General features: G+C 58.4%; 26 protein-coding genes. 11 read left to right on the forward strand and 15 right to left on the reverse strand.

Annotation, left to right across the window (positions count from 1 at the left end; all coding sequences use genetic code 11):
* Window positions 1-186: 186 nt before the first annotated feature.
* From cysK to dut, 3 genes are all read right to left on the reverse strand, one after another.
* The gene (gene cysK, locus PL640_RS01280) at window positions 187-1,155 is read right to left on the reverse strand and encodes a cysteine synthase A (RefSeq protein ID WP_271360588.1); all 969 of its coding nucleotides are present in this window, start codon (window positions 1,153-1,155) and stop codon (window positions 187-189) included.
* Between the two features lie 155 nt (window positions 1,156-1,310).
* Entirely contained in the window at window positions 1,311-1,928 is a 618-nt protein-coding gene (locus PL640_RS01285) for a LysE family translocator (protein WP_271360589.1), read from the reverse strand.
* 77 nt (window positions 1,929-2,005) lie between these two features.
* Window positions 2,006-2,476, reverse strand: coding sequence for a dUTP diphosphatase (gene dut / locus PL640_RS01290; RefSeq protein ID WP_269700212.1), 471 nt, complete (start codon window positions 2,474-2,476; stop codon window positions 2,006-2,008).
* Between the two features lie 89 nt (window positions 2,477-2,565).
* On the opposite strand from dut, the gene PL640_RS01295 reads away from it, so the two are divergent.
* The 3 genes from PL640_RS01295 to PL640_RS01305 all read left to right on the forward strand — a co-directional run bounded on the left by PL640_RS01295 (window position 2,566) and on the right by PL640_RS01305 (window position 5,781).
* On the forward strand, window positions 2,566-4,149 hold the full coding sequence (locus PL640_RS01295) for a peptide chain release factor 3 (RefSeq protein ID WP_052820301.1): 1,584 nt from the start codon (window positions 2,566-2,568) through the stop codon (window positions 4,147-4,149).
* A gap of 70 nt (window positions 4,150-4,219) precedes the next feature.
* On the forward strand, window positions 4,220-5,425 hold the full coding sequence (coaBC, locus tag PL640_RS01300) for a bifunctional phosphopantothenoylcysteine decarboxylase/phosphopantothenate--cysteine ligase CoaBC (protein ID WP_271360590.1): 1,206 nt from the start codon (window positions 4,220-4,222) through the stop codon (window positions 5,423-5,425).
* Complete coding sequence (locus PL640_RS01305; protein ID WP_271360591.1) at window positions 5,422-5,781, forward strand: MmcQ/YjbR family DNA-binding protein; 360 nt, start codon at window positions 5,422-5,424, stop codon at window positions 5,779-5,781. Before coaBC ends, PL640_RS01305 begins: the two co-directional genes overlap by 4 nt.
* Before the next feature lie 41 nt (window positions 5,782-5,822).
* Here PL640_RS01305 and PL640_RS01310 read toward each other — a convergent pair whose 3' ends face one another.
* The 3 genes from PL640_RS01310 to ubiE form a co-directional block, all read right to left on the reverse strand.
* Window positions 5,823-6,758, reverse strand: coding sequence for a sterol desaturase family protein (locus PL640_RS01310; protein WP_271360592.1), 936 nt, complete (start codon window positions 6,756-6,758; stop codon window positions 5,823-5,825).
* 480 nt (window positions 6,759-7,238) lie between these two features.
* Window positions 7,239-8,813 (reverse strand): 2-polyprenylphenol 6-hydroxylase, encoded by a 1,575-nt coding sequence (gene ubiB, locus PL640_RS01315; RefSeq protein WP_271360593.1) that lies wholly within the window; start codon window positions 8,811-8,813, stop codon window positions 7,239-7,241.
* 36 nt (window positions 8,814-8,849) lie between these two features.
* Window positions 8,850-9,626, reverse strand: a complete 777-nt coding sequence (gene ubiE / locus PL640_RS01320) for a bifunctional demethylmenaquinone methyltransferase/2-methoxy-6-polyprenyl-1,4-benzoquinol methylase UbiE (RefSeq protein WP_271360594.1) — start codon at window positions 9,624-9,626, stop codon at window positions 8,850-8,852.
* 142 nt (window positions 9,627-9,768) lie between these two features.
* On the opposite strand from ubiE, the gene mutM reads away from it, so the two are divergent.
* From mutM to dnaA, 4 genes are all read left to right on the forward strand, one after another.
* Window positions 9,769-10,665, forward strand: a complete 897-nt coding sequence (mutM, locus tag PL640_RS01325) for a bifunctional DNA-formamidopyrimidine glycosylase/DNA-(apurinic or apyrimidinic site) lyase (RefSeq protein WP_271360595.1) — start codon at window positions 9,769-9,771, stop codon at window positions 10,663-10,665.
* A gap of 47 nt (window positions 10,666-10,712) precedes the next feature.
* Window positions 10,713-11,486: an enoyl-CoA hydratase gene (locus PL640_RS01330; RefSeq protein ID WP_225245095.1), complete on the forward strand. Its 774-nt coding sequence runs from the start codon at window positions 10,713-10,715 to the stop codon at window positions 11,484-11,486.
* Window positions 11,487-11,680: 194 nt separating this feature from the next.
* Window positions 11,681-11,947 carry a 30S ribosomal protein S20 gene (rpsT, locus tag PL640_RS01335; RefSeq protein WP_003493474.1) on the forward strand — a complete coding sequence of 89 codons (267 nt, stop codon included), beginning with the start codon at window positions 11,681-11,683 and terminating at the stop codon, window positions 11,945-11,947.
* 870 nt (window positions 11,948-12,817) lie between these two features.
* Window positions 12,818-14,281 (forward strand): chromosomal replication initiator protein DnaA, encoded by a 1,464-nt coding sequence (gene dnaA / locus PL640_RS01340; protein ID WP_237681390.1) that lies wholly within the window; start codon window positions 12,818-12,820, stop codon window positions 14,279-14,281.
* Between the two features lie 63 nt (window positions 14,282-14,344).
* On the opposite strand, the gene hemW is transcribed toward dnaA, so the two are convergent.
* Genes hemW through rph form a run of 3 tightly spaced genes read right to left on the reverse strand, consistent with a single transcriptional unit; the run spans window position 14,345 to window position 16,928 of the window.
* Window positions 14,345-15,544: a radical SAM family heme chaperone HemW gene (gene hemW / locus PL640_RS01345; RefSeq protein ID WP_046799451.1), complete on the reverse strand. Its 1,200-nt coding sequence runs from the start codon at window positions 15,542-15,544 to the stop codon at window positions 14,345-14,347.
* Between the two features lie 5 nt (window positions 15,545-15,549).
* Entirely contained in the window at window positions 15,550-16,194 is a 645-nt protein-coding gene (gene rdgB, locus PL640_RS01350) for an RdgB/HAM1 family non-canonical purine NTP pyrophosphatase (protein WP_271360596.1), read from the reverse strand.
* 17 nt (window positions 16,195-16,211) lie between these two features.
* Entirely contained in the window at window positions 16,212-16,928 is a 717-nt protein-coding gene (gene rph, locus PL640_RS01355; protein ID WP_142840908.1) for a ribonuclease PH, read from the reverse strand.
* Window positions 16,929-17,064: 136 nt separating this feature from the next.
* Here rph and hrcA point away from each other — a divergent pair, with 136 nt between their 5' ends.
* Both hrcA and grpE read left to right on the forward strand, forming a co-directional pair.
* A complete protein-coding gene (gene hrcA, locus PL640_RS01360) occupies window positions 17,065-18,156 on the forward strand; it encodes a heat-inducible transcriptional repressor HrcA (RefSeq protein WP_142840909.1) in 1,092 nt (363 codons plus the stop codon).
* A gap of 113 nt (window positions 18,157-18,269) precedes the next feature.
* Window positions 18,270-18,905, forward strand: coding sequence for a nucleotide exchange factor GrpE (gene grpE, locus PL640_RS01365; protein ID WP_271360597.1), 636 nt, complete (start codon window positions 18,270-18,272; stop codon window positions 18,903-18,905).
* A gap of 81 nt (window positions 18,906-18,986) precedes the next feature.
* Here the strand turns inward: grpE and ptsN are convergent, their stop codons facing one another.
* The 6 genes from ptsN to lptC all read right to left on the reverse strand — a co-directional run bounded on the left by ptsN (window position 18,987) and on the right by lptC (window position 24,103).
* Window positions 18,987-19,448 carry a PTS IIA-like nitrogen regulatory protein PtsN gene (gene ptsN, locus PL640_RS01370; RefSeq protein WP_046799318.1) on the reverse strand — a complete coding sequence of 154 codons (462 nt, stop codon included), beginning with the start codon at window positions 19,446-19,448 and terminating at the stop codon, window positions 18,987-18,989.
* 82 nt (window positions 19,449-19,530) lie between these two features.
* Window positions 19,531-20,103, reverse strand: coding sequence for a ribosome hibernation-promoting factor, HPF/YfiA family (gene hpf, locus PL640_RS01375; RefSeq protein ID WP_046799319.1), 573 nt, complete (start codon window positions 20,101-20,103; stop codon window positions 19,531-19,533).
* Window positions 20,104-20,337: 234 nt separating this feature from the next.
* The gene (rpoN, locus tag PL640_RS01380; RefSeq protein WP_271360598.1) at window positions 20,338-21,888 is read right to left on the reverse strand and encodes an RNA polymerase factor sigma-54; all 1,551 of its coding nucleotides are present in this window, start codon (window positions 21,886-21,888) and stop codon (window positions 20,338-20,340) included.
* Window positions 21,889-22,041: 153 nt separating this feature from the next.
* Window positions 22,042-22,827 carry an LPS export ABC transporter ATP-binding protein gene (gene lptB / locus PL640_RS01385; RefSeq protein ID WP_161991301.1) on the reverse strand — a complete coding sequence of 262 codons (786 nt, stop codon included), beginning with the start codon at window positions 22,825-22,827 and terminating at the stop codon, window positions 22,042-22,044.
* 33 nt (window positions 22,828-22,860) lie between these two features.
* Complete coding sequence (locus PL640_RS01390) at window positions 22,861-23,424, reverse strand: LptA/OstA family protein (protein WP_046799322.1); 564 nt, start codon at window positions 23,422-23,424, stop codon at window positions 22,861-22,863.
* Window positions 23,425-23,437: 13 nt separating this feature from the next.
* Window positions 23,438-24,103: an LPS export ABC transporter periplasmic protein LptC gene (lptC, locus tag PL640_RS01395; protein WP_046799323.1), complete on the reverse strand. Its 666-nt coding sequence runs from the start codon at window positions 24,101-24,103 to the stop codon at window positions 23,438-23,440.
* Between the two features lie 246 nt (window positions 24,104-24,349).
* Here lptC and sppA point away from each other — a divergent pair, with 246 nt between their 5' ends.
* Together sppA and PL640_RS01405 are read left to right on the forward strand one after the other, a co-directional pair.
* Complete coding sequence (gene sppA / locus PL640_RS01400) at window positions 24,350-25,303, forward strand: signal peptide peptidase SppA (RefSeq protein ID WP_269700168.1); 954 nt, start codon at window positions 24,350-24,352, stop codon at window positions 25,301-25,303.
* 2 nt (window positions 25,304-25,305) lie between these two features.
* Window positions 25,306-25,635: an integration host factor subunit beta gene (locus PL640_RS01405; RefSeq protein WP_225245141.1), complete on the forward strand. Its 330-nt coding sequence runs from the start codon at window positions 25,306-25,308 to the stop codon at window positions 25,633-25,635.
* The last annotated feature ends 15 nt before the right edge of the window (window positions 25,636-25,650 follow it).

Genomic DNA, 25,650 nt, shown 5'->3' on the forward strand with positions numbered 1-25,650 from the left:
GTTTGGAGGCAGTCCCTGAAAAAGCTCTGTCTCTTCTCGATAGGCAGATGCGAAAGCACGATATGACGCGCATCGCGTGAATTCAGCCGAATGCGGGCGTTCTGAAACGCCTATGCCGCCAGCGGTGCCGGCGGCATGATAAATCTCGATTCCTTGTTCCGCGATCGCGCGTACCGGATGGGGTCGTTAGAGCCCAAGACCTTCGAACAGCGCTGTCGAAAGGTAACGCTCCGCAAAGGAAGGAACGATGACGACGATGTTCTTGCCGGCATTTTCCTCGCGCGCGCCGACCTTGATTGCCGCCGCCAATGCTGCACCCGAGGAGATGCCGACAGGTACGCCTTCCAGCCTTGCCGCAAGACGCGCGATTTCGAAAGCCTCGTCATTGGTGACGGTGACGATCTCGTCATAGATGCCGGTATCGAGGATGGCGGGTGCAAAACCAGCGCCGATGCCCTGGATCTTGTGAGGGCCGGGGTTACCACCGGAGAGCACCGGGCTGTCGGCGGGTTCCACCGCAATGACCTTCACTTCCGGCTTGCGGGATTTCAGAACCTGACCCGTGCCGGTGATCGTGCCACCCGTGCCGATGCCGGAAACGAGAATGTCGACCGTGCCGTCGGTATCGTTCCAGATTTCTTCTGCCGTCGTCTTGCGGTGAATATCCGGATTGGCGGGGTTTTCGAATTGCTGCGGTATGATGGCGTCGGGCAGCGTCTCGGCCAGTTCCTGCGCCTTGGCGATTGCACCTTTCATGCCCTTCGGACCTTCGGTCAGCACCAGTTCGGCACCAAGCAGGGCCAGCATTTTCCGGCGTTCAACCGACATGGTTTCCGGCATGGTCAGGATCAGCTTGTAACCCTTGGCCGCGGCAGCAAAGGCAAGCGCGATGCCGGTATTGCCCGAAGTCGGCTCCACCAGTGTCGTTTTGCCGGGGATGATCTTGCCCTGCGCTTCCAGCGCTTCGATCATGGCAACACCGATGCGGTCCTTCACGGAGGCGATGGGGTTGAAAAACTCCAGCTTGGCAAGCAGGTTGGCCTTCACGCCCTTTTCTTTCGCCAGCTTGTCCAGCCGCACGATCGGCGTATCGCCGATTGTTTCCGTAATCGAGGAATAGACGCGTCCGCGTCCGGGCTTTCTGGCTTCGGGCATGATGCTCTCCTGTATGAAGGCCACAGAATAGTGGCCGCAAGATTTGAGCGGCAGAATAGGAGTAATCGCCCTGTCAGGCTAGCGAACGTTCATCCTTATATGGCCGGTTTACCGGAAAAATTTCACGATAAACTGGGTAAATGCACGAAATTATTTTAGGTGCTGCGGATGGCGATCATGGTCGCCGTTCCGGCCAGAATGCCCGCCGCCGTGCGGTTGAGGATCGTCAGCGCGCTCGGCCGTTTCAGGAGGTTGCGGGCCTTGGCCGCAAGCAGGATGTAGGGCAACAGAACGGCCATCAGCACGACGAAGGTGAGGGCGAGGAGTGTCGCATATTCCGACGGGCCGATCATGCGGATGTCGATCAGCGTCGGCACCAGCGCCACATAAAACAGCATGGTTTTCGGATTGCCGAGGGTGATCAGCAGGCCGGACAGGAAGGACATCGGCATGCTGGTGCTTTTTTTCGCCTTCAGGTTCTGCGGCAAAAGGCCGGCGGTCCAAAGCTTCCAGGCGATATAGAGGAGATAGGCCGCACCGGCGAATTTCAGCACCATGAAGGCTTCCTGAAATGTCTGCGCCACGAAGGCCAACCCCAGTATCACGCCGGTCAGGTAGATCATGTCGCCCAGCACCAGCCCGAGGCCCATGAAGAAGGTTTCCCGAAAGCCCGAACCCAGCGCCCGCGCCACGATCGCCGTCATGCCGGGGCCGGGAATGGCGGCGGCGATGAAGAGGGCAGTGGCATAGGCCAGAAGGGTCGTCAGTGTCATGATCATGTTTCCCGGAAAATCCGCTAGATCAATAGCGAAATTGCCGGGTAAAAACAATCGATCATGCGGGTTGCCGGTCAGACCCCGGTCGAGCCGAAACCGCCGGCGCCACGCGCCGTCTCGGAGGTTTCCGTCACTTCGCTCACGGTAACCTGCGTCACAGGCGCAATTACCATCTGCGCAATGCGCATGCCGCGCTCGATTGTGAAATCATCCTGCCCCAGATTGGCGAGAATGACCTTCACTTCGCCGCGATAATCGCTGTCCACCGTGCCGGGAGAATTGAGGCAGGTGATGCCGTTCTTGATGGCAAGACCGGAGCGGGGGCGGATTTGCGCCTCATAACCTTGGGGAATTTCGAAGATGAAGCCGGTCGGCACCAGTGCCCGTTCACCGGGTTTCAGCGTCAGCGGTTGATCTGCAGGCACTGCGGCGCGCAGGTCCATGCCGGCAGCACCACCGGTTTCATAGGACGGCAATTCGAGGCCTGCACCATTGGCGAGGCGGACGAGGCGAAGAGGGGGGCGATTGTCATTTTGAACGGTCATGCGGCATTAGTTTGCGCAGATCGCGGCAAGGTCAATTGCAAATGCGGGCCTGAAACGCTAGATAGCCCGCAATTCACAGGATTTGTCAGATGGCCGAAACACTTGCCGAGGCGGTCTCCCGCCGCCGCACCTTTGCTATTATCGCGCACCCGGACGCGGGTAAGACGACGCTTACCGAAAAGCTGCTGCTGTTCGGCGGAGCGATCCAGCTTGCCGGTGAAGTGAAGGCGAAAAAGGATCGCATCCAGACCCGTTCGGACTGGATGAAGATCGAGCGCGAGCGTGGCATTTCGGTCGTCACCTCGGTCATGACCTTCGAATATAACGACCGCGTCTTCAACATTCTCGATACGCCCGGCCACGAAGACTTCGCCGACGACACCTACCGCACGCTGACGGCGGTGGATGCGGCGATCATGGTCATCGACGCCGCCAAGGGTATCGAGCCACGCACGCTGAAGCTGTTTGAAGTCTGCCGCATGCGCGATATTCCGATCATCACCTTCATCAACAAGATGGACCGCGAAAGCCGCGATCCCTTCGAGATATTGGATGAGGTTGAGGAAAAGCTGGCGCTGGATACCGCGCCGATCACCTGGCCGGTGGGACGGGCGAAAAGCTTCTGCGGCGCTTATAATCTCGCCGAAAACACCTTTCGCGGCAATGACACGCAGGTGGAAGGCCTCTCCGTCAACGGCCCGCAGGCGGTTGCCGATCGGCTGCCGGAAAACGAACGCAAGGTCTTTATCGAAGAAACAGAACTGGCGCTGGAAGCCTGCCGTCCCTTCGATCGCCAGGCGTTTCTTGAAGGCCACATGACGCCAGTGTTCTTCGGTTCGGCGCTGCGCAATTTCGGTGTGCGCGACCTCATCAATGCACTCGGCGATTTCGCACCGCCGCCGCGCGATCAGGTGGCGGATACCCGCACCGTGCATGCGGCCGAAGACAGGATGACGGCCTTCGTCTTCAAGATTCAGGCGAATATGGACCCCAACCACCGCGACCGCATCGCCTTTGCCCGCATCTGCTCCGGCAAGCTGGAGCGCGGCATGAAGGCGCGTTTGTCGCGCACCGGCAAGCAAATGGGGCTCACCGCGCCGCAATTCTTCTTCGCCTCGCAGCGCCAGCTCGCCGATACGGCCTTTGCGGGTGATGTGGTCGGCATCCCCAACCACGGCACGCTGCGCATCGGTGATACGCTGACCGAGGGTGAAAACCTTGTTTTCCAGGGCGTTCCGAACTTCTCGCCGGAAATCCTGCGCCGCGTGCGGCTCGAAGATGCGATGAAGGCGAAGAAGCTGAAGGAAGCCCTGCAGCAGATGGCGGAAGAGGGCGTCGTGCAGCTCTTCTCGCCGGAAGACGGCTCGCCAGCCATCGTCGGCGTCGTCGGCGCGCTGCAGCTGGACGTATTGAAAGAACGGCTGATGGGCGAATACGGCCTGCCGGTCTCCTTCGAAATGTCGCGCTTTTCCGTCTGCCGCTGGATTTCATCCGATCAGCCGGCGGAGATGGATAAGTTCCTCAACGTCAAGCGCGGCGATATCGCCCGCGATCTGGATGGCGATCCGGTGTTTCTGGCGCAGGACGCCTTCTCATTGCGCTATGAGTCCGAGCGTTTTCCGGCGATCAAGATGGTTGCGATCAAGGAATATCACGTCGCCAAGGCGGCGTGATATCAGCCGGATTGCACTTTGAATGCCAAGGGCTTAGTTTCCCGGTGAAACGGGAAACTGGTCCGGCATCATGACGCTTTCAGGCAAACATATTCTCCTCATCATCTCCGGCGGCATCGCGGCCTATAAGAGCCTCGATCTCATCCGCCGCCTGAAAGAGCGCGGCGCGAAGGTGACACCGGTCATGACGAGGGGCGCCCAGGAATTCGTCACTCCGCTGGCTGTCGGCGTGCTGTCTGCCACCCACGTTTTCACCGAGCTTTTTTCCAGACAGGACGAGCAGGATGTCGGCCATATCAGGCTGGCGCGCGACTGCGACCTCGTGCTGGTCGCGCCCGCCACTGCCGATCTCATGGCCAAGATGGCGCATGGCCTGGCCGACGATCTTGCTTCCACCATCCTTCTCGCGACTGACCGCAGGGTGCTGGTCGCGCCCGCCATGAATCCGAAAATGTGGACGGCGAAGCCAACGGCCCGCAATGCCGGCGTGCTCAAAAAAGACGGCGTGTTTTTTATCGGCCCCATGGCAGGCGAGATGGCGGAGAGGGGTGAGGCGGGTCTTGGCCGGATGGCGGAGCCGTTGCAGATCGTTGAAGCCATTGAGACGCTTTTGGACAATGGCCCCAAACCACTCAAGGGCAGGAAGGCCATCGTCACTTCCGGTCCCACGCATGAGCCGATCGATCCGGTACGCTATATAGCCAACCGCTCGTCGGGCAAGCAGGGCCACGCCATTGCGGCGGCTCTCGCGGAACTGGGGGCGGAGGTGACGCTGGTCTCAGGCCCGGTCAACCTCGCCGATCCGGCTGGAGTCACAACGATCCATGTCGAGCGTGCCGAAGAGATGCGTGATGCGGTGATCTCAAAGCTCCCGGTGGATATTGCGGTCATGGTCGCCGCTGTCGCTGACTGGCGGGTGACAGGTTCATCGGAACAGAAAATCAAGAAGCAGCCGGGCGATGCACCGCCCGCGCTGCAATTGACGGAAAACCCCGATATCCTGAAAACCGTCGGCCACCACGAAAAGCGGCCGAAGCTGGTGGTGGGTTTCGCCGCCGAAACGCAGGATGTTGAGAAGAACGGCCGCGCCAAGCTGGAGCGCAAGGGCGCGGATTATATTGTCGCCAATGATGTCTCGGCTGAAACCGGCATCATGGGCGGAGATCGCAACAGCGTGAAGATCATATCGGCGGACGGTATTGAGGCCTGGCCGGATCTCGACAAGGCCGACGTCGCAAAACGTCTGGCAGCCCTTATTGCGGAGAAACTCGCATGAGCCTGTTCGATCGCAAGACATTCGACAGAGTGCTGGGCGAGTGGCCGGGTGTACGCTTTGTCGATCAATGGGATTCCCATGTCGCGAAGGTCGGCGACAAGGTCTTTGCCGTGCTGGGTGAGCGGGTGGATTGGCGTCTGGTGGTAAAATGTTCGGAGGAAAGTTTCGAAATCCTCACCTCGCTGAAAGGCATCGGTCAGGCGCCCTATTTTGCCAAACGCAAATGGATATCGATCGGTGACCATTCACCGCTCGAGCGAGAGGAGCTGGAGCATTATGTGCGCCGCTCCTATGAACTGGTTGCGGCCGGCCTGACGAAGAAACTGCGCTCTGAGCTGGGCATATTCTTCGACTAGAGCGTTTTCGCATTTCGGAGGAAAGCGGGAATGCTCCAACCTCACATGCCGGGCGTTTCGCCTGAATTGTCTTTTGTGTTTCGACCGATGATCTGGCGAACGCCCTCCTTGGTGAAGGGCTGAAAAAGCTGGGGCAGAAAGCCCTTCGCAATTTGCCCCTTGATACCGATATTGGTGGAGGACGGGCGATCGGGATTGAAATAGCTGCCGAACAGCTGGTCGAATATGACGAGATTCTCGCCGTAATTGGTGTTTCCCTCGGGAAGCTCCTTGGAATGATGCCAGCGGTGCAGCCGCGGCGTGCTGAACACATAGTCCAGCGGGCCGGTTTTCATATCGACATTGCAATGGGTCAGAATGCCGATGAAGGCGGTAACGGCCCCAAGCCACCAGAAAACGTGCAAGGGTGCGCCCATCAAATAGAGCGGAAGCTGACTGAGTGCGATCTTGAAGAGCGAATCCGCCACATGAAAGCGACCGGTATTGACCACCCAAAGCCGGACAACGCTGTGGTGCAGGGCGTGGAAACGCCAGAAGAACACGGTCTCATGCGCGATACGGTGCGCCCAGTAGAGGCCAAATTCAGCGATGGTGACCGCAAGTGCGACCTGAATGATCATCGGCAAGTCAGAGGGCCACAGATTGAACCGCATGGCCGCAAGCGGCTGCAGCACATTGGCGGTCAGCATCGGAAAGATTGCTCCCGCAACGGCGGCAAGCTGGACAAGGCCCTTGGTCAACAGGGTGTGGCCAATGCTGGTCGCGGTTTCGCCATCGCCCTGAAGCCACTGAACCTCATAGGGGATATAACGTTCCAGGAGAAACAGGCTCAACACCGCCCCCGCATAGACGCAGAGGAACGCCATGATGGGGTTGCTGCTGTTGAAGGCGAAATAGGAGCCGACAAGGCCGAAAAAAAACACCATCGGCCACGAACAATAGACAAGGGCCTGTTTCACTGCGTGAGTTTTTGCCATGAATTTCAATTCCCGTCCGGCAATCATCTACCATTCAACCAGCGACGCAACTCTCCGCAGGATCGCGGTTGCCCGTCGCTGACGCGCCCGTCCCTGCATGGATCGGTGCGCAGGGGCCGCATCGGCCGATAATAATCCCATTCCCTGCGACCATACCTGTCACTGCGTCGCAATTCCCGTTTCAGCTCGTCGCAACTGCGCGGCTTGCCATCGCTTATGCTGCCGTCCGTACAGGGATCGTAGACCCTGTGTTGCGCCATTGCTTCCGGCACCGCGACCGGTTGAAGACTGAAGAATAGCGAACCAACCAGAAGGGTTAACAGTCGCATAGGCCACCTGTTTCGTTGAGAAGGTCAGGTCACTATTCTTCGTTAGATTGCATGAGCATGGCATGCGGTCGTCACGTCGGTTTGAAAGGTGGTTTTTGGTAACTGAGGTGCCCGACCGTGACATCGCGCACCTCCAAGGTTCAGATATGTCTTAGCTGATTCGGATGGCAATATAGAGAAGCGTCAGCGCAATCACCCAGAGCGCAATCCGCCCCCATTTGGTATGGCGCGCTTCCGCCCTGCCGATGGCTTCGGCTGTCTGGGCATCGAAACGCAGGCCGTTCTCGCTCATATACATCAGCTCGGAATGCAGCTTTTCCGTCTTGGCGGCGATCTCGGGTGCCGCTTCGGCAAGCTTTAGAGCGGCCTTCATGCCGTCTTTCAGATCGGTGACGATGCGCTTGGGACCGAGATTGTCCCTGATCCAGCCGCCGACGACCGGATCGGCCGCCTTCCACATGTTGAAGCGCGGGTTGAGCATGCGTGATACGCCTTCCACCACCACCATGGTCTTTTGCAGCATCACCAGTTCCGGCCGCGTCTCCATGTCGAAAAGTTCGGTCACCTCGAACAGCAGGGTCAACAGCTTGCCCATGGAGATCGTCTCGGCCGGTTGCCCGTGGATCGGCTCGCCAATGGCGCGGATCGCCTGTGCGAAGCTGGCTTTATCGTGATGGCCCGGCACATAACCGGCCTCGAAATGCACCTCTGCCACCCGCATGTAATCGCGCGTGATAAAGCCGTAGAGGATTTCGGCGAGGAAGCGGCGTTCCTTTTTGCCGAGCCGGCCGGCAATGCCCATATCCACGGCGACGATCATGCCCTTGTCATCGACGAAGAGATTGCCGGGATGCATGTCGGCATGGAAAAAGCCGTCGCGCAGCGTGTGCCGCAGGAAAGACTGGATCAGCGTGTCGGCCAGCTGGTTCAGGTCGTGACCGGCGGCCTTCAGCCCCTCGATATCCGACATCTTGACGCCGTCGATCCACTCCATGGTGACGACATCGCGGCCGGTGCGTTCCCAGTCGACTTCCGGAACACGGAAACCGGGATCATCCTTTGTGTTTTCGGCAAGCTCGGAAAGGGCGGCGGCCTCGAGCCGCAGATCCATCTCGATCTTCGTTGTCTGTTCCAGCGTGCGTGTCACCTCGACCGGCCGCAGACGGCGGGCTGAACGGACAAAGCGCTGCTGCAGGTCGGCGATCAGATACATCGCCTCCAGATCGTTCTGGAAACGCTGGCGCACGCCGGGACGGATGACCTTGACGGCCACCTTGCGTGGTCCCTTCGGCGTATCCACCATTGCCGGATGAACCTGGGCGATGGAGGCGGCCGCGATCGGATCACCGAATTCCCTGTAGAGGTCGGAAACCGTGCGTCCGAGCGAACCTTCGATATTAGCCTTGGCCGCAGCAGCCGGGAAAAATGCCATGCGATCCTGAAGGCTTGCGAGATCGTCGGCGAAATCAGCGCCCACCACATCCGGGCGGGTGGCCAGAAACTGGCCCATCTTCACATAAGACGGTCCAAGCCGCTCGACGGCCGTTGCCAGCCGGTCGCTACGCTGCGCCCGTTTGGCCTTGCTGCGGGCGAAGGGCTTCATCAACGCTTTCAGCATTTGCGCGGGAGCAGGAAGGTCGTCGGAGGGCAGGGCCAGCACGACGCCTTCGCGCACGAGAACCCAGCCAACCCTTGCGAGGCGGAAATATGCGCCCAAAGTGCTCATGCTTATGCCTGTCTCCTGCTTCTGCTGGCCATGCTCTTAAAGCTTCCAGCCGGAATGCAGGGCGGCGATGCCGCCGGTGTAGTTGGTGTAGGACACGCGGGAGAAGCCGGCGGTGCGGATCATCGCCGCGAAATCCTCCTGATTGGGGAATTTGCGGATCGACTCGACCAGATATTGATAGGGTTCGGCGTCGCCGGTGATCATCTTGCCAAATTGCGGAATGGCGTTGAACGACCAGGCGTCGTAGACGCGGTCGAGCAGCGGCATTTCGACCTCTGAAAATTCCAGTACCAGCAGCCGCCCGCCACGTTTCAGCACGCGATGGGCCTCCTTCAGCGCGACATCGATGCGCGGCACGTTGCGAATGCCGAAAGCGACCGTATAGGCGTCGAATGAATTCGCCTCGAAGGGCAGTTCTTCGGCATTGGCCTCAACGAAGGTCAGATTGTCGGAAAGCTTCTTTTTTGCCGCACGTTCCTCGCCGACCGCCAGCATCGAGCCATTGATATCGAGAACGGTGGCGTGCGCCAGACGGTTGGAGGCCTCAACGATGCGAAACGCGATATCGCCGGTGCCCCCTGCCACGTCCAGAACCCTGTAGGAAGCATCCTTGCGCGGCGAAAGCGAAGAGACCATGGCGTCCTTCCACAGCCGGTGCAGGCCCGCCGACATCACGTCGTTCATGATGTCGTAGCGCTTGGCCACCTTGTGGAAGACCTCGTTGACCAGCCCCTGCTTTTTGCCTTCGTTCACCTTGTGGAAGCCATAGGACGTTTCCATGCCGCCTTCTGCGGTCGTACGGGCGTCGGTCATCGTCTGTCTCCATTTTATTGCGTGGCGGACCATAGCGGAAACGCCATGGCGACGCTATCTGTTGCCGCATCGCCTGGGCGCGACATTTCGCGTGCATTGTATAGACCACATGGTCCTAACGATAAACTGCCGGATAAGCCAGATGCCAGAATTGCCAGAAGTCGAAACTGTCAGACGCGGTCTTGCCCCCGCCATGGAAGGGGCAAGGGTTCACAAACTCCACCTTGGCCGCCCCGATCTGCGTTTTCCGTTCCCGGAGGATTTCGCGACGCTGATCGAAGGCAAAACGATCATATCGCTTGGACGCCGGGCGAAATATCTTTTGATCGAACTGGAGGATGGGCTGACGATCATTGCCCATCTCGGCATGTCCGGCTCGTTTCGTATCGAGGCGGACGCGGATGAAGCCGGCAATACGCCCGGCGCGTTTCATTATGCCCGCTCAAAGGATGGCAAACACGACCATGTCGTCTTTCATCTGGATAAGGGCGAAGAGCGCGTCTGCGTCATCTATAATGATCCGCGCCGCTTCGGCTTCATGCATCTGGTGGAGCGCAACAAGCTCGATCTCTATCCGGCTTTTGCCGAGCTTGGGCCGGAACCAACAGGCAATGCATTGAGCGCCAATTATCTGGCGAGCCGGTTTGAGGGCAAGAGCCAGCCCTTGAAAGGCACGCTGCTGGATCAGAAGGTCATTGCCGGCCTTGGCAATATCTATGTCTGCGAGGCGCTGTGGCGCGCGCATCTTTCTCCCTTACGGGCAGCGGGAACGCTGGTCACGACATCAGGCAAGCCCAAAGCGCAGCTCATCGATCTGACGGAAAAAATCCGTGACGTGATCGCGGACGCTATCGCCGCCGGCGGCTCCTCACTCCGCGACCATATACAGACAGACGGGACACTCGGTTATTTCCAGCATTCCTTTTCGGTCTACGATCAGGAAGGCCAGCCTTGCCGGACACCCGGCTGCGGGGGTACGGTTGAGAGAGTGGTACAGGCCGGTCGTTCGACCTTTTATTGCGCCGCCTGCCAGAAGTGACTGAGCCAAGAGTAATGGGCCGCAACAACGGAGAAGGGGAGATTGCCGTGGACTATGAAACGATACTGGTCGAAAAGCGTGATGAGGTGGGCGTCATAACGCTCAATCGCCCCAAGGCGCTCAACGCTCTCAACTCGGTGCTCTTGAAAGAGCTGCGGCACATTCTCTCTTCATTCTCCACCGATGATTCCATTGGTGCGATCATCATCACCGGCTCGGAAAAGGCATTTGCCGCAGGCGCCGACATCAAGGAGATGCAGGGGCTGGATTTTGTCGACGCCTATGTCGGTGATTTTCTCGGCGGCTGGGACGAGGTTGCGTCGACGAGGAAACCGGTCATCGCCGCCGTTTCGGGTTTTGCACTCGGTGGCGGCTGCGAGCTGGCGATGATGTGCGATTTCATCATCGCTTCGGAAACGGCGAAGTTCGGCCAGCCGGAGATCACCCTCGGCGTCATTCCCGGCATGGGTGGCTCACAGCGGCTGACACGGGCGGTGGGCAAGGCAAAGGCCATGGATCTGGTTCTGACCGGCCGCATGATGGATGCGGCGGAGGCCGAGCGTGCCGGTCTCGTCTCGCGCATTGTTCCATCCGCAAATCTGATGGAGGAGGCGGTGGAGGCTGCCACCCGCATCGCTTCGCTGTCGCGTGCCTCGGTTCTTATGGCCAAGGAAAGCGTCAATCGCTCCTTTGAGGTATCGTTGGCGGAAGGCCTGCGATATGAAAGGCGGTCCTTCCAGTCGCTCTTTGCAACGGCGGACCAGAAGGAGGGCATGGCGGCCTTCATCGAAAAACGTAAACCCGTTTTCCGGAATCGCTAAGGAGTCGGAATATCGGCGTTTTCCACCATTTGCGCGTTGACGGGCGTGCGCTTTAGCGGTATATGCCCGCCCACGGTTAAGGAAAGCCATCCGGCTTGTCCGAAATTACTCCCGCATTCTTGGGTTAAGTGAGGTCGTCGAACGACCCGATCCTCTGGTTGCGGAATTTGGTTTGAATTCGAAGAGAGGCATACATGGCCAATACAACTTCGGCGAAAAAGGCGACCCGCAAGATCGCTCGCCGTACCGCAGTCAACAAGGCTCGCCGTTCGCGCGTTCGCGGCTTCATTCGCAAGGTCGAGGAAGCAATCGCTTCCGGCGATCTGGCTGTTGCCACCGAAGCTCTGAAGGCTGCTCAGCCCGAGATCCAGCGCGCAGCTACCCGCGGCGTCCTGCACGGCAACACCGCATCCCGCAAGGTGTCGCGTCTCGCACAGCGCGTTAAGGCTCTTTCGGCCTAATCCGGCTAATCACAAATAACTATTCAAAAAGCCTGGTCTTTTGACCGGGCTTTTTGTGATTCTAACCACCTGTTAATCATTCCTGCCGTAACGTGACAAACGCGTGTCAGATGGACGACAGGAAATATTAAACAAAAACAATGGCTTGCAGGAGGTCTCCCGGAAAATGGGAGGCTTTCTCTACGGAAGTCGTGACGAGTTTTGAGTCAAGAAGATTTTTATTTTTTTGCCAAAACAGGCTCTCTAAAATTGCCAAAATTGAATCTCATTGATTCATAAGCGATTCTGCTTCGGGCCTTGCCCGTGATGCAAAACGGCCTTTGTGAGTCAATGGCCGATCTGAGTTTTTGCAGAAAAAACGCCATTGATCTCTCCCCACGATCCTGCCTAAATGCATTCCAACAAGGGGTGCGGATCTCAGTCCACAGATTATCTCGATGATCGTATCGACGATATTCACCTTCTTGCTGGCGGGTCTTTCGGGGCCCGTTTTCTCAGGTCATGGAGCTTTTTGCGCCGTTTCGGTCTCGGAACGGGCAGGGGTTTTTTGTCCTCAAGAATACGCCTTAGGGTTGTGGCGAAAGGAGCGTCTTTAGCGTGTCGCAGGCCTCTCCATGAGGGGGAGGGAAATGGGATAACCGGCTCGCAAACAAGTAGTAGCCTTTGATGCTCTTTCGAGGGGAGCACTGAAGGCCGGAATAATACGAGGGGGATCTCTGGCGATCGATTTTTGATCGTCAGGCTATGATTGGCAATTTGAAAGGCGGCAATATGCAATTGAATTTGGCGATGGGTGCGGTGGCTGATGGGGACCGCGCACCGAAGGCATGTGATGCAGCTTGCTCTGATGCGGCAGGGGACAAATCGGCAATGAAGCACGATGCGCTGTTTGAGCGTTTTAGCGCGCGGCTCAAGGCACAGGTTGGTCCGGAAGTCTATGCAAGCTGGTTTGCACGGCTCAAACTCCATACCGTTTCGAAAAGCGTCGTCCGCTTTACCGTTCCGACGACCTTTCTGAAGTCGTGGATCAACAACCGTTATATGGATCTGATCACCAACCTCGTTCAGAGCGAGGATCCGGATGTGTTGAAGGTGGAGATTCTTGTCCGCTCGGCCAGCCGTCCGGTTCGCCCGGCGCAGGCTGACGAACGGGTGCAGCCCGCACCTGAGGTCGGTGCTGCTCCGCGCAACAAGTCCTTCATTCCGTCGCAGCCCGCGACGGCGCCCGCCGCACAGCCTGCGGCAGCGCAGGCGACCCTGCGTCAGGGCGGCTCCGGGCCGTTGTTCGGTTCGCCGCTTGATACGCGCTTCACCTTCGATACGTTTGTCGAAGGCTCGTCCAATCGTGTCGCACTTGCGGCGGCAAAGACGATCGCCGAAGCCGGTGCCGGCGCCGTGCGCTTCAACCCTCTGTTCATCCATGCGGGTGTCGGTCTCGGTAAGACGCATCTTCTGCAGGCCATTGCCAATGCCGCCATCGACAGCCCGCGCAATCCGCGTGTTGTCTATCTGACGGCTGAATATTTCATGTGGCGTTTTGCAACGGCGATCCGCGACAATGATGCGCTGACGCTGAAGGATACGCTGCGCAATATTGACCTGCTCGTCATCGACGACATGCAGTTCCTGCAGGGCAAGATGATCCAGCACGAATTCTGCCACCTGCTGAACATGCTGCTCGACAGCGCCAAGCAGGTCGTGGTTGCGGCTGATCGTGCACCGTGGGAGCTGGAATCGCTCGATCCGCGTGTGCGGTCCCGTCTTCAGGGCGGCATGGCGATCGAGATCGAAGGTCCCGATTACGACATGCGGTATGAAATGCTCAACCGTCGTATGGGTTCGGCGCGTCAGGACGATCCGTCTTTCGAGATTTCGGATGAAATCCTGACCCACGTGGCCAAAAGCGTGACGGCGAGCGGACGCGAGCTTGAAGGTGCCTTTAACCAGCTGATGTTCCGGCGCTCTTTTGAGCCGAACCTCTCGGTCGACCGCGTCGATGAGCTGCTGTCGCACCTCGTCGGAAGCGGTGAGGCCAAGCGCGTGCGCATCGAGGATATTCAGCGCATCGTCGCCAGACACTATAATGTGTCGCGACAGGAGTTGGTGTCCAACCGCCGCACCCGCGTCATCGTCAAGCCGCGCCAGATCGCCATGTATCTGGCCAAGATGCTGACGCCGCGCTCCTTCCCCGAGATCGGTCGTCGTTTTGGCGGTCGCGACCACACCACGGTTCTTCACGCGGTGCGCAAGATCGAGGAACTGATTTCCGGCGACACCAAGCTCGGCCATGAGGTTGAGCTGCTGAAACGCCTGATCAACGAAAACAACGCATGAAAAAAAGCGGCCTCCGGGCCGCTTTTTTATTTTCTTCTCAATTCTTGATTGGCTGAGGGCCGGTCAGCAGGCGAGATCGGCGACCACGGCATCCAGAATAAGCATGCCAGAAGGCGTGCAGCGCAGGCGGGAATTGCCGAGCCTTTCCACGAAACCGTGCTGCAGAAGGAATTCCTCCTTCTCCGGGTCGAGGTCGCGGCCGGAAAGATCGCTCCAGCGGGCCAGATCGATGCCTTCGCGCAGGCGAAGCCCCATCAGCAGCAATTCATCGGCCTGTTCGTCGACGCCCAGCATTTCCTGATCGACCATGCCATGGCCTTCCCGCTCGACGGTCTCGAGCCAGGTTTCCGGGTGCCGCTCGGTGGCGGTGGCGAGTTTGGAAGCGCCCCTCGTCAGGCGCCCATGCGCGCCGGGGCCGATACCGGCATAATCGCCATAACGCCAGTAGGTGAGGTTATGGCGGCTTTCCGCGCCGGGGCGGGCGTGATTGGAAACCTCGTAGGCCGGCATGCCGTAGCGCTCGGTGATTTCCTGCGTCGCCTCATAAAGCACAGCCGAATGCTCGCCATCCGGCACGATGAGTTTGCCGGCCTTGTGCAGACCATAAAAAGGCGTGCCCTCTTCGATGGTCAGCTGGTAGAGCGACAGATGGTCGACGGCATAGGAAACCGCCTCCTTCAGTTCGGCATCCCATTCGGCCACCGTCTGCTTCGGGCGGGCATAGATCAGATCGAAGGACATACGCGGAAAGATTTCCCGCGCCAGCCGGATGGCCTTTAAGGCATCGGCGACATCATGCAGGCGGCCAAGGAACTTCAGGTCCCGGTCGTTCAGTGCCTGCACGCCAAGCGAGACGCGATTGACGCCCGCTGCGCGATAACCGCGAAACCGTTCCGCCTCGACGCTGGAAGGGTTGGCTTCCATGGTGATCTCGATACCATCAGGCACGTGCCAGAACCGTGCAACGCCATCCAGAATGGCGGCAACCGTCTGCGGGTCCATCAGCGATGGCGTGCCGCCGCCCATGAAGATGCTGGTCACCACCCGCGGGCCGCTGAGTGCCCGCATATGTTCCATTTCACGCAGAAAGGCAGCGGTGAACCGCTCCTGATCCACCGGCCGGTGGCGGACGTGGCTGTTGAAATCACAATAGGGACATTTGGCCGCGCAGAAGGGCCAATGCAGATAGATCCCGAAACCGGGATCGCCCGTATCCGGCAGAAGCGATGCGCCGGGGGCAGAAAAATGATGCTCCCCGACCATCGGGTTCATGCCTCCAGGCAGGTTTCTACGAATTTTTTAAAGGCGCGGGCGCGGTGCGACAGCGCAAAGGCGTCACCATGTTTCCAGCCATGTTTTTCATCCGCCGTCATCTCACCAAATGTAGTGTCGTAACCCTCGGGTTTGAAGATCGGATCGTAACCGAAACCGCTCGTTCCGCGCGGCGGCCACACGACGGTGCCTTCCACCTCGCCACGGAAATATTCGACATGACCGTCCGGCCAGGCAAGGCACAATACGCTGACGAAGCGGCCCGTGCGATCCTCGGCTTTCGATGCGCCGCGTTCCGCCAGCGCATCTTCAACCTTTTGCATTGCCATGGCGAAATCGCGCGTGCCATCGGCCGTTTCCGCCCAATTGGCGGTGTAGACACCCGGTGCGCCATCCAGTGCGTCGATGACAAGACCGGAATCGTCGGACAAAGCTGGCAGGCCGGATGCCTTGGCGGAGGCAAGCGCCTTGATGGCGGCATTTTCCTCGAAGGTGGTACCCGTCTCATCCGGCTCTGCGAAATTCAGCTCGGCAGCCGATTTGGCGGAAAAGCCGAAAGGTCCGATCAGATCGGCGATTTCGGCAATCTTGCCCTTGTTGTGGCTGGCGACGACGATCGTCCTGGTATCGAGCTTGCGCATCATGCTTTCCTGTCGGCTCAGGCAATCGCCTGTTTCTGAAGGGCGACCAGTTCGCTGCAGCCTGCCTTGGCAAGGCCAAGCAGCGTCAGGAATTCTTCTTCGGAGAAGGGTGCGCCTTCCGCCGTTCCCTGCACCTCAACGATGCCGCCGGAGCCGGTGATGACGAAATTCGCGTCGGTCTCGGCGGACGAGTCTTCCAGATAATCGAGATCGATCACCGGCTGCTTAGCGAAGATGCCGCAGGAGATCGCAGCGATATGGTCTTTCAGAACCTTCTCGACCTTGATCATGTTGCGGGTTTCCATCCACTTCAGGCAATCATGCAGGGCAATCCATGCGCCAGTGATGGAGGCGGTGCGTGTGCCGCCGTCCGCCTGGATGACGTCACAGTCAATGCTGATCTGGCGTTCGCCGAGCGCCTGAAGATCAACGACAGCGCGCAGCGAGCGGCCGATGAGGCGCTGGATTTCCTGTGTGCGCCCACCCTGCTTGCCGGCGGCGGCTTCGCGCTTCATGCGCTCATTGGTAGAGCGCGGCAGCATGCCGTATTCGGCGGTCACCCAACCCTTGCCGCTGTTGCGCAGCCATGGCGGCGTCTTTTCTTCAAGGCTAGCGGTGACGAGCACATGCGTGTCGCCGAATTTGACCAGACAGGAGCCTTCGGCATGTTTCGAGAAATTGCGCTCGAAGGAAACCTTGCGCATCTGATCGGTTTTTCTGCCTGAAGGCCGCATATGATCCACTCTCCATGTTGGTTCCTGCCTTCTAAGGCGCGCTCCGGGCTTTTGCAAAGCCAATTTCCATTTTGCCGCAGCGGCGCGACGCATTATATTGGCGCAGAGTAGATTTGGGCGACAAAGAACGGACGAGATGGGTTTTTCAGCACCGCTTTCAAAAGATCAGGCATCTCTGCTGGATGAACGGTCGCGGGAAATTTTCCGCCGCATCGTCGAAGGCTATCTCGACACTGGTGAACCCCTGGGCTCGCGCAGCCTGTCGCGGCTGCTGCCAATGTCGCTTTCGCCGGCCTCCGTGCGCAACGTCATGAGCGATCTCGAAGAACTTGGCCTCATCTATTCGCCGCATATCAGCGCCGGACGCCTGCCCACCCAGACGGGGCTGCGTTTCTTTGTTGACGCCTTCATGCAGGTGGGCGATCTGCCTGCCGACGAGCGGGCGAATATCGACCGGCAGATCGGCCCGGTCGCCGGCCACGAACAATCGCTGGAAGGGTTGCTGACGGAAGCAAGCCGCATGCTGTCGGGCATGTCGCGCGGCGCCGGCCTCGTGCTGACGGCCAAGAACGATGTCATCCTCAAACATGTCGAATTCATTCGGCTGGAACCCACCAAGGCGCTTGCGGTGCTGGTGGGCGACCATAATCAGGTCGAAAACCGCATTATCGAATTGCCGGCCGGCATTTCCTCGTCGCAATTGACCGAGGCGGCCAATTTCATCAACGCCCATCTCTCCGGCCAGACGCTGCAGGAACTGCGCGGCCAGTTCCAGACGCAGCGTGCGGAGCTGCAATCGGAACTCGGCACGCTGGCGCAGGATCTCATCGAGCGTGGCCTTGCCGTCTGGGCGGGTGACAATGAGGAGGGCAAGCTCGGCCGCCTCATCGTTCGCGGACGTTCCAACCTGCTGGAAGGCCTGGCCGGCGAAGAAGACATAGATCGTGTGCGCCTGCTGTTCGACGATCTGGAGCGCAAGGAAAATCTGATCGAGATCCTCAACCTTGCGGAAAGCGGCTCGGGTGTGAGGATTTTCATCGGCTCGGAAAACAAGCTCTTTTCGCTGTCCGGTTCATCGCTCATTGTTGCGCCCTACCGCGATGAGGACAACCGGGTCGTGGGTGCTGTCGGTGTCATCGGGCCGACGCGGCTGAATTACGCCCGTATCGTTCCCATGGTCGATTATACCGCCCAGATCATGGCCCGCCTTTCCCGGAAGCAAAGATAGGGCAAGCCCGCAAGGCCAGAGAATGCGGCAAGCTTTTCGCCGCAAGCCTTGATTTTTGCCCGCCAAAGCTCGATATCGGGCGCAACCAACAATATTCAAATTTGGAGAACGTCATGACCGACGATACGAAAAAGCCCGGACCTGACGCGGACATCGCCGAAGAGTTTCTCGATCCCGCACTTGCCGGGGAAGAGCCGATTGATGCTGCCGAACCCGATCCGGTCGAGCTGCTGAAGGCAGAAAATGCCGATCTGCGCGACAAGTTCTTGCGTCTTGCCGCCGAAATGGACAATCTTCGTCGCCGCACCGAGCGCGACGTCAAGGACGCCAAGGCCTATTCGCTGGCCGGTTTTGCACGCGACATGCTCGCCGTTTCCGACAACCTTCGCCGCGCGCTCGAGGCTATCCCGGATGAGCTCAAGACCAATGGCGAAGCCGGTCTCAATGGCCTGATCGAAGGCGTCGAGATGACCGAACGCTCGATGCTGTCGACGCTCGAGCGCCATGGGGTCAAGAAGATTGATGCAGAGGGCCAGAAGTTCGATCCGAACTTTCACCAGGCCATGTTCGAAATTCCCAATCCGGCAGTTCCGAACAACACCGTGCTCCAGGTTATCCAGGCCGGTTTCACCATCGGTGACCGCGTCCTGCGCCCGGCCATGGTGGGTGTTGCCAAGGGTGGCCCGAAGGCGGAAACCGCCGCATCGGCAGAGCCCGGCACGGCCTCTCTCAATGAAAAGGATGCCTGAGGCATTCCTTCCCGTAATAAAAAAACGCGCCCTTGAGGCGCGTTTTTTTTGTCATGAAAAGCTGAGATCAGTGGTGACGGATCAGGCCGCCGTCGCCTGTTCCTGATTGAGGAAAGCATAGATTGCCGTGTCGGAATCGGTGGCACGCAGTTTGGCCACCAGTTCAGGGTCGCGCAGGGCGCGCGCAATTCGAGACAGTGCCTTCAGGTGATCCGCACCAGCGCCTTCAGGCGCAAGCAAAAGGAAAACCAGATCGACCGGCTGGTCGTCCAGCGCTTCGAAATCGACCGGCGTTTCAAGGCGTGCGAAGACACCCGTGATCTGATGAATGCTGGCGAGCTTGCCGTGCGGAATGGCGATGCCATGGCCGACGCCGGTGGAGCCGAGCTTTTCACGCTGGAGGATGACGTCGAAAACTTCCCGTTCCGAGACTCCGGTAATTCTGGCTGCCTTTGCGGCCAGCTCCTGAAGCAATTGCTTTTTGGAATTCACCTTGAGGGCGGGAATAATCGCATCTTGTTGCAGCAAATCTGCCAACGCCATTCTCTTTTTCCTTCATGCCATCGAGACGATGCAGGAGGCAGAGACGCTTTCGCGTTCTGCCTCCCACGTCTTGTCAGACTGTTCAGCTCTTGATCGTTTCCGCGTCGATCCAGCCAATATTGCCGTCATGACGTCGGTAGACGATGTTGAGATATTCCTTGCCCGGGCTGCGGAACAGCAGAACCGGTTCGTCCGTCATGTCGAGCGCCATCACGGCGCTGGCAACGGACATTGTCTTTATCTGTTTCGAACTCTCCGCGACGATGGTGGGTGCGTAGTCCTCGGGAACCTCATGGTCCTCATCGGGAACAGCATCCATCACCGTATAGGCGATTTCCTGCGACACGCCATTCGAACCATTGTGATGGTCCTTCAGCTTGCGCTTGTAGCGACGCAGGCGCTTCTCGATCCGCTCTGCGGCGGCATCGAAACTTGCCTGCGGATCATTTGCCTGACCCGCCGCATGCAATACAACGCCCGTATCGAGATGCAGCTTGCAGTCGGCTGCAAAACGCGATCCGGACTTCTCCACGGTTACCTGGCCTGAATACCCCCCATCGAAGTATTTGGTAACTGCCAGACCTATATTGTCCTCAATCCGCTGACGGAAAGATTCGCCGATCTCCATATGTTTACCAGATACACGCACACTCATGGAAATTTTCCTTTTTGTAGTGATTTGCGAGTACCAGCTTACGTCAAGCCGAGCGCGCATCCAAGCGTTTCGAAGACCTTAAAAAGCCTCCATTCGAATTTTACGCCCATGGACGGTGGAGATGAATCCGTTACAAATGACCTTGCTTACGTGTGCGGCGGGCTTCTAGCCCCTGGCGTGATAAGAGTCAATGGTGCGGCAAAAAAGCGCTCCAAACGTGATCAGGCGCGCCGCTCAGAAGACTGACAACTTCGCGAGCGCCTTCTTTTCGCGGCGTCTCTGAACGGAGGAGGGGATGTTCATCGCCTCACGATATTTGGCGACAGTGCGGCGGGCGAGATCAACGCCGCTCTTTTTCAGATTGTCGACGATGTCATCATCGGAAAGCACCGCCTCGGCAGCCTCCTGGGCGATCATGGCCTTGATGCGATGACGTACCGCTTCCGCCGAATGGCTGTCGCCGCCTTCAACCGCGCTGATCGAGACGCTGAAGAAATATTTGAGCTCGAACAGCCCGCGTGGCGTCAGCATGTACTTCTTCGATGTCACCCGGCTGACGGTGGATTCGTGCATCTTGATGGCGTCGGCCACCGTCTTGAGGTTCAGCGGGCGCAGGTGATCAACGCCGTTGACGAGAAAGGCGTCCTGCTGGCGCACGATCTCGGTCGCTACCTTCATGATCGTCCGGGCGCGCTGGTCGAGGCTGCGGGTCAGCCAGTGAGCCGTCTGCATGCACTCGGAAAGGAAATCCTGGTCCTCACCTGCACGCGCCTTATGTTTCGAAACCTCGGCGAAATAGCTCTGGTTGATGAGCACACGCGGCAGGGTGTCGGGATTTATCTCCACAAGCCAGCCGCCGGATGAAGAGGGTCGAACGATGATATCAGGGACGATTGTCTCCGACACGGTCGAATCATAACCCGCGCCGGGACGCGGATTGAGCGTCCGGATTTCCGCCAGCATGTCGAGAAGGTCCTCTTCATCGACGCCGCAGAGTTTTTTCAAGGTAGCAAAGTCGCGTTTGGCCAAAAGCTCGAGATTATCGATCAGGGCCCGCATCGCCGGGTCGAGCCGGTCCCTTTGGGCGAGCTGGATTGCCAGACATTCGCTCAACGAACGGGAAAACACGCCCGGAGGATCGAAACCCTGAAGCGTCTTTAAAACATGCTCCACCGCCGATGGCGCCGTTCCCAGCCGTTCAGCGACATCATCGACGGCATCCGCTGCGATATATCCGGTTTCGTCGAGCTGGCCGATCAGCGCATCGGCGATCATGCGGTCCTCGGGGGAGGATATGGCCAGCGGCATTTGCTGATTGAGATGGTCACCAAGGCTTTGTTTCGCGGCAACGAAATCGTCGAGATCATAGCTTTCGCCGGATTCCTGCCCGGGCATGGATTTCCACTGGCTTGCCAGTTCGGGCGCATCGGCCTTTCTGGGCTCGGCATCGTCCGGGAAGACATTTTCGAAGCTGGTATCGAGCTGTTCGCCGAGATTTGCGGTGCGGTCGCCGTACCAGTCGTCGCTGTCGGCCGTTATCGTGGGGTTATTATCCGAGGCTTCGCCGTCGGTATCGCTGAAATTATCCGCATTATCAGGTAAGTCGCCGCCCAAATCGCCGTCGTTTGCTGCAATTTCGAGCAGCGGATTACGCTCCACTTCCTGCGCGATGAACTGCGTCAGCTCGAAATGCGTCATCTGAAGCAGCTGGATGGACTGCATCAGCTGCGGTGTCATGACGAGAGACTGGTTTTGACGCAGCAAAAGGCTGGCAGACAATGCCATGGCGGACGCGAAACTCCCCTTACAGCTTCTCCATTGCCACAGTTTTCATAAATTTTGAGAAGGCAAAGAAACTTGGCCCAAAAATTGCTTTTTTATCTTGTTTGGTCAAGCGTCGGCGCAGGGCGCGATGAAGAATCTTTCGCGCCCGCAAGCTTAAAGGCTGAAATTATTGCCGAGATAGAGCCGGCGCACGTCCGGATTGTTGACGATATCGTCCGCGCGACCGTGGGTCAGAACCTCACCGGCATGGATGATATAGGCGCGGTCGATGAGGCCGAGCGTTTCGCGGACATTGTGGTCGGTGATGAGAACACCAATCCCGCGTGCGGTGAGGTGTCTGACGAGATTCTGAATGTCGCTGACCGAAATCGGGTCAACACCGGCAAAAGGCTCGTCCAGCAGCATGAAAGTCGGATCGGTCGCCAGAGCGCGGGCGATCTCAAGACGACGGCGTTCACCGCCCGATAGTGCGACTGCCGGCGACTTGCGCAGCTGGGCAATGTGGAATTCTTCCAGCAGTTCGTCGAGCTTGCGGCTTCGCTTGGCGCTGTCAGGTTCGTGGACTTCAAGCACGGCGCGGATGTTTTCCTCGACCGTCAGCCCGCGAAAAATCGAAGCTTCCTGCGGCAGATACCCGACGCCGAGGCGCGCACGCCTGTACATCGGCATGCCGGTCACATCATTGCCATTGATGGCGATCTTGCCGCTATCGACGGGTACGAGGCCGGTGATCATGTAAAAACAGGTCGTCTTGCCGGCGCCGTTCGGACCTAAAAGCCCCACGGCCTCACCGCGGCGCACGACGAGCGACACGCCGTTGACCACCCGGCGCGTATTGTAGGTCTTCGTCAGCCCATGCGCGATCAGCGTGCCCTCATAACGGGCTTTGTCGGCCTGTGAGGTCGCTTCCACGGATGGGTTGCGCCCACCGCCAAACATTTTTGAGATCGAAGGTATCTTCACGAGGGGAGACTACTGTTTTTTCTGCGATTTCGGATCGAGCATGATCCGAACGGGGCCGCCGCAGCTTTCGAGCTTCGCCTGTCCCGAGTTCATGAGGACAGTGAGCTTGCAGCCGGTGAAGACATTCGTGCCCTCGGACAGAACGACCTGCTTGCCCGTCAGGATGAAGGTCTGCGCCGCCATGTCGAATTCGCCATGATCAGCCGTGGCCTTCTGGGTCTCGGACGTCAGATAGACATTATTATCGACGAAGATCTTTTCGATATTGGCGTCACCACTGGTGAGCGAGGAGCCCTCACCCTTGTAGTTGACCGTCATCTTGCCGGCCTGAAGGGTGGTCGTGCCCTGCACAACTTTCACGTTTCCGGTGAAGTAGGCCTTGCGCTCCTGATCCCGGATTTCGAGCTGGTCGCTTTCAATCGCGATCGGCTGGTCGCTGGAGAGCTTCACACCCTGCATATTGCTGGTGGTGCTCTGGGCGAAGGCCACGGTTGCGAGACAGGAGAAAACAAGACCTGCGGCTGCAACGCCTGCGGATCTACCAAGGGAAACGGGACGGGAAACTTGCATCATCTGGACCGGGCTCTCACTTGGCTTCATTTTTGATATTGGATGCAGCGATACGTGCCCGTACCTGCCCCGAAAATGTAATTGTCTTGCCATTATCGGCGATATCAATCGATTGCGCAACAATGGCACCGTCGTTTGTTTTGATCGAAACGGGCTCTTTGCTGCTCATTTTTCCGGCCTTCAAATCAACATCCGCAGACTGGAACTTCGCTTGTATGCCATTGCTGAGATTGATGTCAAAAGGTGCCGTCATCTTCAGCGTATTGGTGGCCCGGTCGAAAATGCCTTCCTTGGCGATCACCTGTGCGACGCTGTCATTGACAGGCACTGCGGCCAGAACTTTTTCCAGCGTCATCAGGTTGGGATTGGCGATATCCTGCAACGCACGGTCGGCGTTCATGGAATAATCGATCCCCTTCTCGTTGCGGCCGGCAACGGCAGGCTTTTCCATCACGATCTTGCCGTCTTCGATCCTTGCGCTTTCCAGCGAAACCTCGTCTGGCGCCCAGGTGCGGATGAGCGAAACGGCGATGAAGGCGAGCGAAATCACCGCGGCACTGAGCGGCAGGATGATCTTCAACCGCTTCACGCGCGCGGAATGCCGCAGAGCGCGCTCGTAAGCGCCGTTCTGGTCATTCGGCAGCGGAAATGCTGGCGCGGGTTCGCGGAGTCGTTCAAGCATAAGAGTGGGTCCGGAAACTTCCTGGGTGCCATTTTGGCGCACAATTGAAGCTTGTATGTTTATCTGAATGTGTTTGGCACGAGTGCTTTGTCCTGCCAATATGGTTTTTGTCTGGAAAGGTGCAAGGGAAATGCGAATTTTATCGTAATTCTGGTTTCCTTATTGTTTCCTTGCGGCTTCGCGCTAGAAGAACCATATGGCCGTGAAGCACACGTGGCGTCAAAGGCCGGATGGCAGAGGTTCTCGATGGATAATATGGCGATAGCAGATCGCAGGCAATTGCGCCGCAAGCTGACTTTCTGGCGGATTGCCGCTGTTTTGCTGTTTGTCGTCGGTATTTTCGGCCTTTACCGGTTTTTCTGGACCGAGCCGCAGCAAAGTGCCAGGCCCCATATCGCCCGCGTCGAGATTTCCGGTCTGATCCAGGACAATACGGAGCTTCTGGAACGGCTCGACAAGATCGCCAAGAGCGACAATGTCAAAGGGCTGATCGTATCGATCTCCTCGCCGGGCGGCACCACCTATGGCGGTGAGCGTATCTTCAAGGCCATTCGCGGCGTTGCGGACAAGAAGCCGGTCGTTTCCGACGTCCGCACGCTGGCCGCCTCCGCCGGTTACATGATCGCTTCGGCTGGCGACGTCATCGTCGCGGGGGAAACCTCGATCACCGGTTCGATCGGCGTCATCTTTCAATATCCGCAGGTGGGCCAACTGATGGACAAGCTCGGCGTCTCGCTGCAGGAAATCAAGTCCTCCCCGTTGAAGGCGGAACCTTCGCCGTTCCACGAGGCACCTGAAGAGGCAAAGACGATGATCCGAGCCATGGTGATGGACAGCTATGGCTGGTTCGTTGACCTTGTGGCCGATCGTCGCAAGCTGCCGCGTGAAGATGTGCTGAAACTGGCGGATGGCTCGATTTTCACCGGCAGGCAGGCGCTTGCCAACAAACTGGTCGATACGCTCGGTGGCGAAAAGGAAATCCGCGGTTATCTCGAAACGCACGGCGTCGCCAAGGATTTGCCGATCGTCGAATGGCGCGCACCGTCGTCTCGTTCGCCTTTTTCGTTTTTCAGTGTTGCGCAAATAGCGAAGTTTCTGGGATATGACGATTTAATTCCCTTTGCGGGACCCGGCCAGCTCGGTGCGGACAAGTTGTTTCTTGACGGTCTTGTTTCCGTTTGGCAGGTTGGGCCACGTTAAAAATCCAATTCTTTCAGGGGGCAACCGTGATCAAATCTGAACTGGTGCAGATCGTTGCTGCGCGTAACCCGCACCTTTATCACCGTGACGTGGAAAACATCGTCAATGCGGTGCTGGATGAAATCACCGATGCCCTGGCGGGTGGAAATCGTGTCGAGCTTCGTGGTTTCGGCGCATTTTCGGTGAAAAACCGACCTTCACGTTCGGGGCGGAACCCGCGCACGGGCGAATCGGTTTTCGTCGAGGAAAAATGGGTGCCTTTCTTCAAGACGGGCAAGGAGCTGCGTGAGCGCCTTAACCCTGGAATGGGTGACGAAGAAGAGGACGATTGATCGTCCCGGACGCAG

The organism is Agrobacterium sp. ST15.16.024 (assembly GCF_027956545.1).
In the GTDB taxonomy this organism is placed as follows: domain Bacteria; phylum Pseudomonadota; class Alphaproteobacteria; order Rhizobiales; family Rhizobiaceae; genus Agrobacterium; species Agrobacterium cucumeris.

Bases quoted from the DNA above. Each gene is read 5' to 3' on its own strand.
- ubiE (WP_271360594.1), bottom strand. From the start codon at position 9,626: ATGACCGACGCCCGTACGACCGCAGAAGGCGGCATGGAAACGTCCTAT.
- PL640_RS01305 (WP_271360591.1), top strand. From the start codon at position 5,422: ATGAGCCTGTTCGATCGCAAGACATTCGACAGAGTGCTGGGCGAGTGG.
- hemW (WP_046799451.1), bottom strand. From the start codon at position 15,544: ATGGTCGGGGAGCATCATTTTTCTGCCCCCGGCGCATCGCTTCTGCCG.
- PL640_RS01310 (WP_271360592.1), bottom strand. From the start codon at position 6,758: ATGGCAAAAACTCACGCAGTGAAACAGGCCCTTGTCTATTGTTCGTGG.
- rpoN (WP_271360598.1), bottom strand. From the start codon at position 21,888: ATGGCATTGTCTGCCAGCCTTTTGCTGCGTCAAAACCAGTCTCTCGTC.
- dut (WP_269700212.1), bottom strand. From the start codon at position 2,476: ATGACCGTTCAAAATGACAATCGCCCCCCTCTTCGCCTCGTCCGCCTC.
- sppA (WP_269700168.1), top strand. From the start codon at position 24,350: ATGGATAATATGGCGATAGCAGATCGCAGGCAATTGCGCCGCAAGCTG.
- lptB (WP_161991301.1), bottom strand. From the start codon at position 22,827: ATGTTTGGCGGTGGGCGCAACCCATCCGTGGAAGCGACCTCACAGGCC.
- hrcA (WP_142840909.1), top strand. From the start codon at position 17,065: ATGGGTTTTTCAGCACCGCTTTCAAAAGATCAGGCATCTCTGCTGGAT.
- hpf (WP_046799319.1), bottom strand. From the start codon at position 20,103: ATGAGTGTGCGTGTATCTGGTAAACATATGGAGATCGGCGAATCTTTC.
- rph (WP_142840908.1), bottom strand. From the start codon at position 16,928: ATGCGGCCTTCAGGCAGAAAAACCGATCAGATGCGCAAGGTTTCCTTC.
- ubiB (WP_271360593.1), bottom strand. From the start codon at position 8,813: ATGAGCACTTTGGGCGCATATTTCCGCCTCGCAAGGGTTGGCTGGGTT.
- PL640_RS01390 (WP_046799322.1), bottom strand. From the start codon at position 23,424: ATGATGCAAGTTTCCCGTCCCGTTTCCCTTGGTAGATCCGCAGGCGTT.
- dnaA (WP_237681390.1), top strand. From the start codon at position 12,818: ATGAAGCACGATGCGCTGTTTGAGCGTTTTAGCGCGCGGCTCAAGGCA.
- mutM (WP_271360595.1), top strand. From the start codon at position 9,769: ATGCCAGAATTGCCAGAAGTCGAAACTGTCAGACGCGGTCTTGCCCCC.
- PL640_RS01285 (WP_271360589.1), bottom strand. From the start codon at position 1,928: ATGACACTGACGACCCTTCTGGCCTATGCCACTGCCCTCTTCATCGCC.
- ptsN (WP_046799318.1), bottom strand. From the start codon at position 19,448: ATGGCGTTGGCAGATTTGCTGCAACAAGATGCGATTATTCCCGCCCTC.
- coaBC (WP_271360590.1), top strand. From the start codon at position 4,220: ATGACGCTTTCAGGCAAACATATTCTCCTCATCATCTCCGGCGGCATC.
- rdgB (WP_271360596.1), bottom strand. From the start codon at position 16,194: ATGCGCAAGCTCGATACCAGGACGATCGTCGTCGCCAGCCACAACAAG.
- cysK (WP_271360588.1), bottom strand. From the start codon at position 1,155: ATGCCCGAAGCCAGAAAGCCCGGACGCGGACGCGTCTATTCCTCGATT.
- lptC (WP_046799323.1), bottom strand. From the start codon at position 24,103: ATGCTTGAACGACTCCGCGAACCCGCGCCAGCATTTCCGCTGCCGAAT.
- rpsT (WP_003493474.1), top strand. From the start codon at position 11,681: ATGGCCAATACAACTTCGGCGAAAAAGGCGACCCGCAAGATCGCTCGC.
- grpE (WP_271360597.1), top strand. From the start codon at position 18,270: ATGACCGACGATACGAAAAAGCCCGGACCTGACGCGGACATCGCCGAA.
- PL640_RS01295 (WP_052820301.1), top strand. From the start codon at position 2,566: ATGGCCGAAACACTTGCCGAGGCGGTCTCCCGCCGCCGCACCTTTGCT.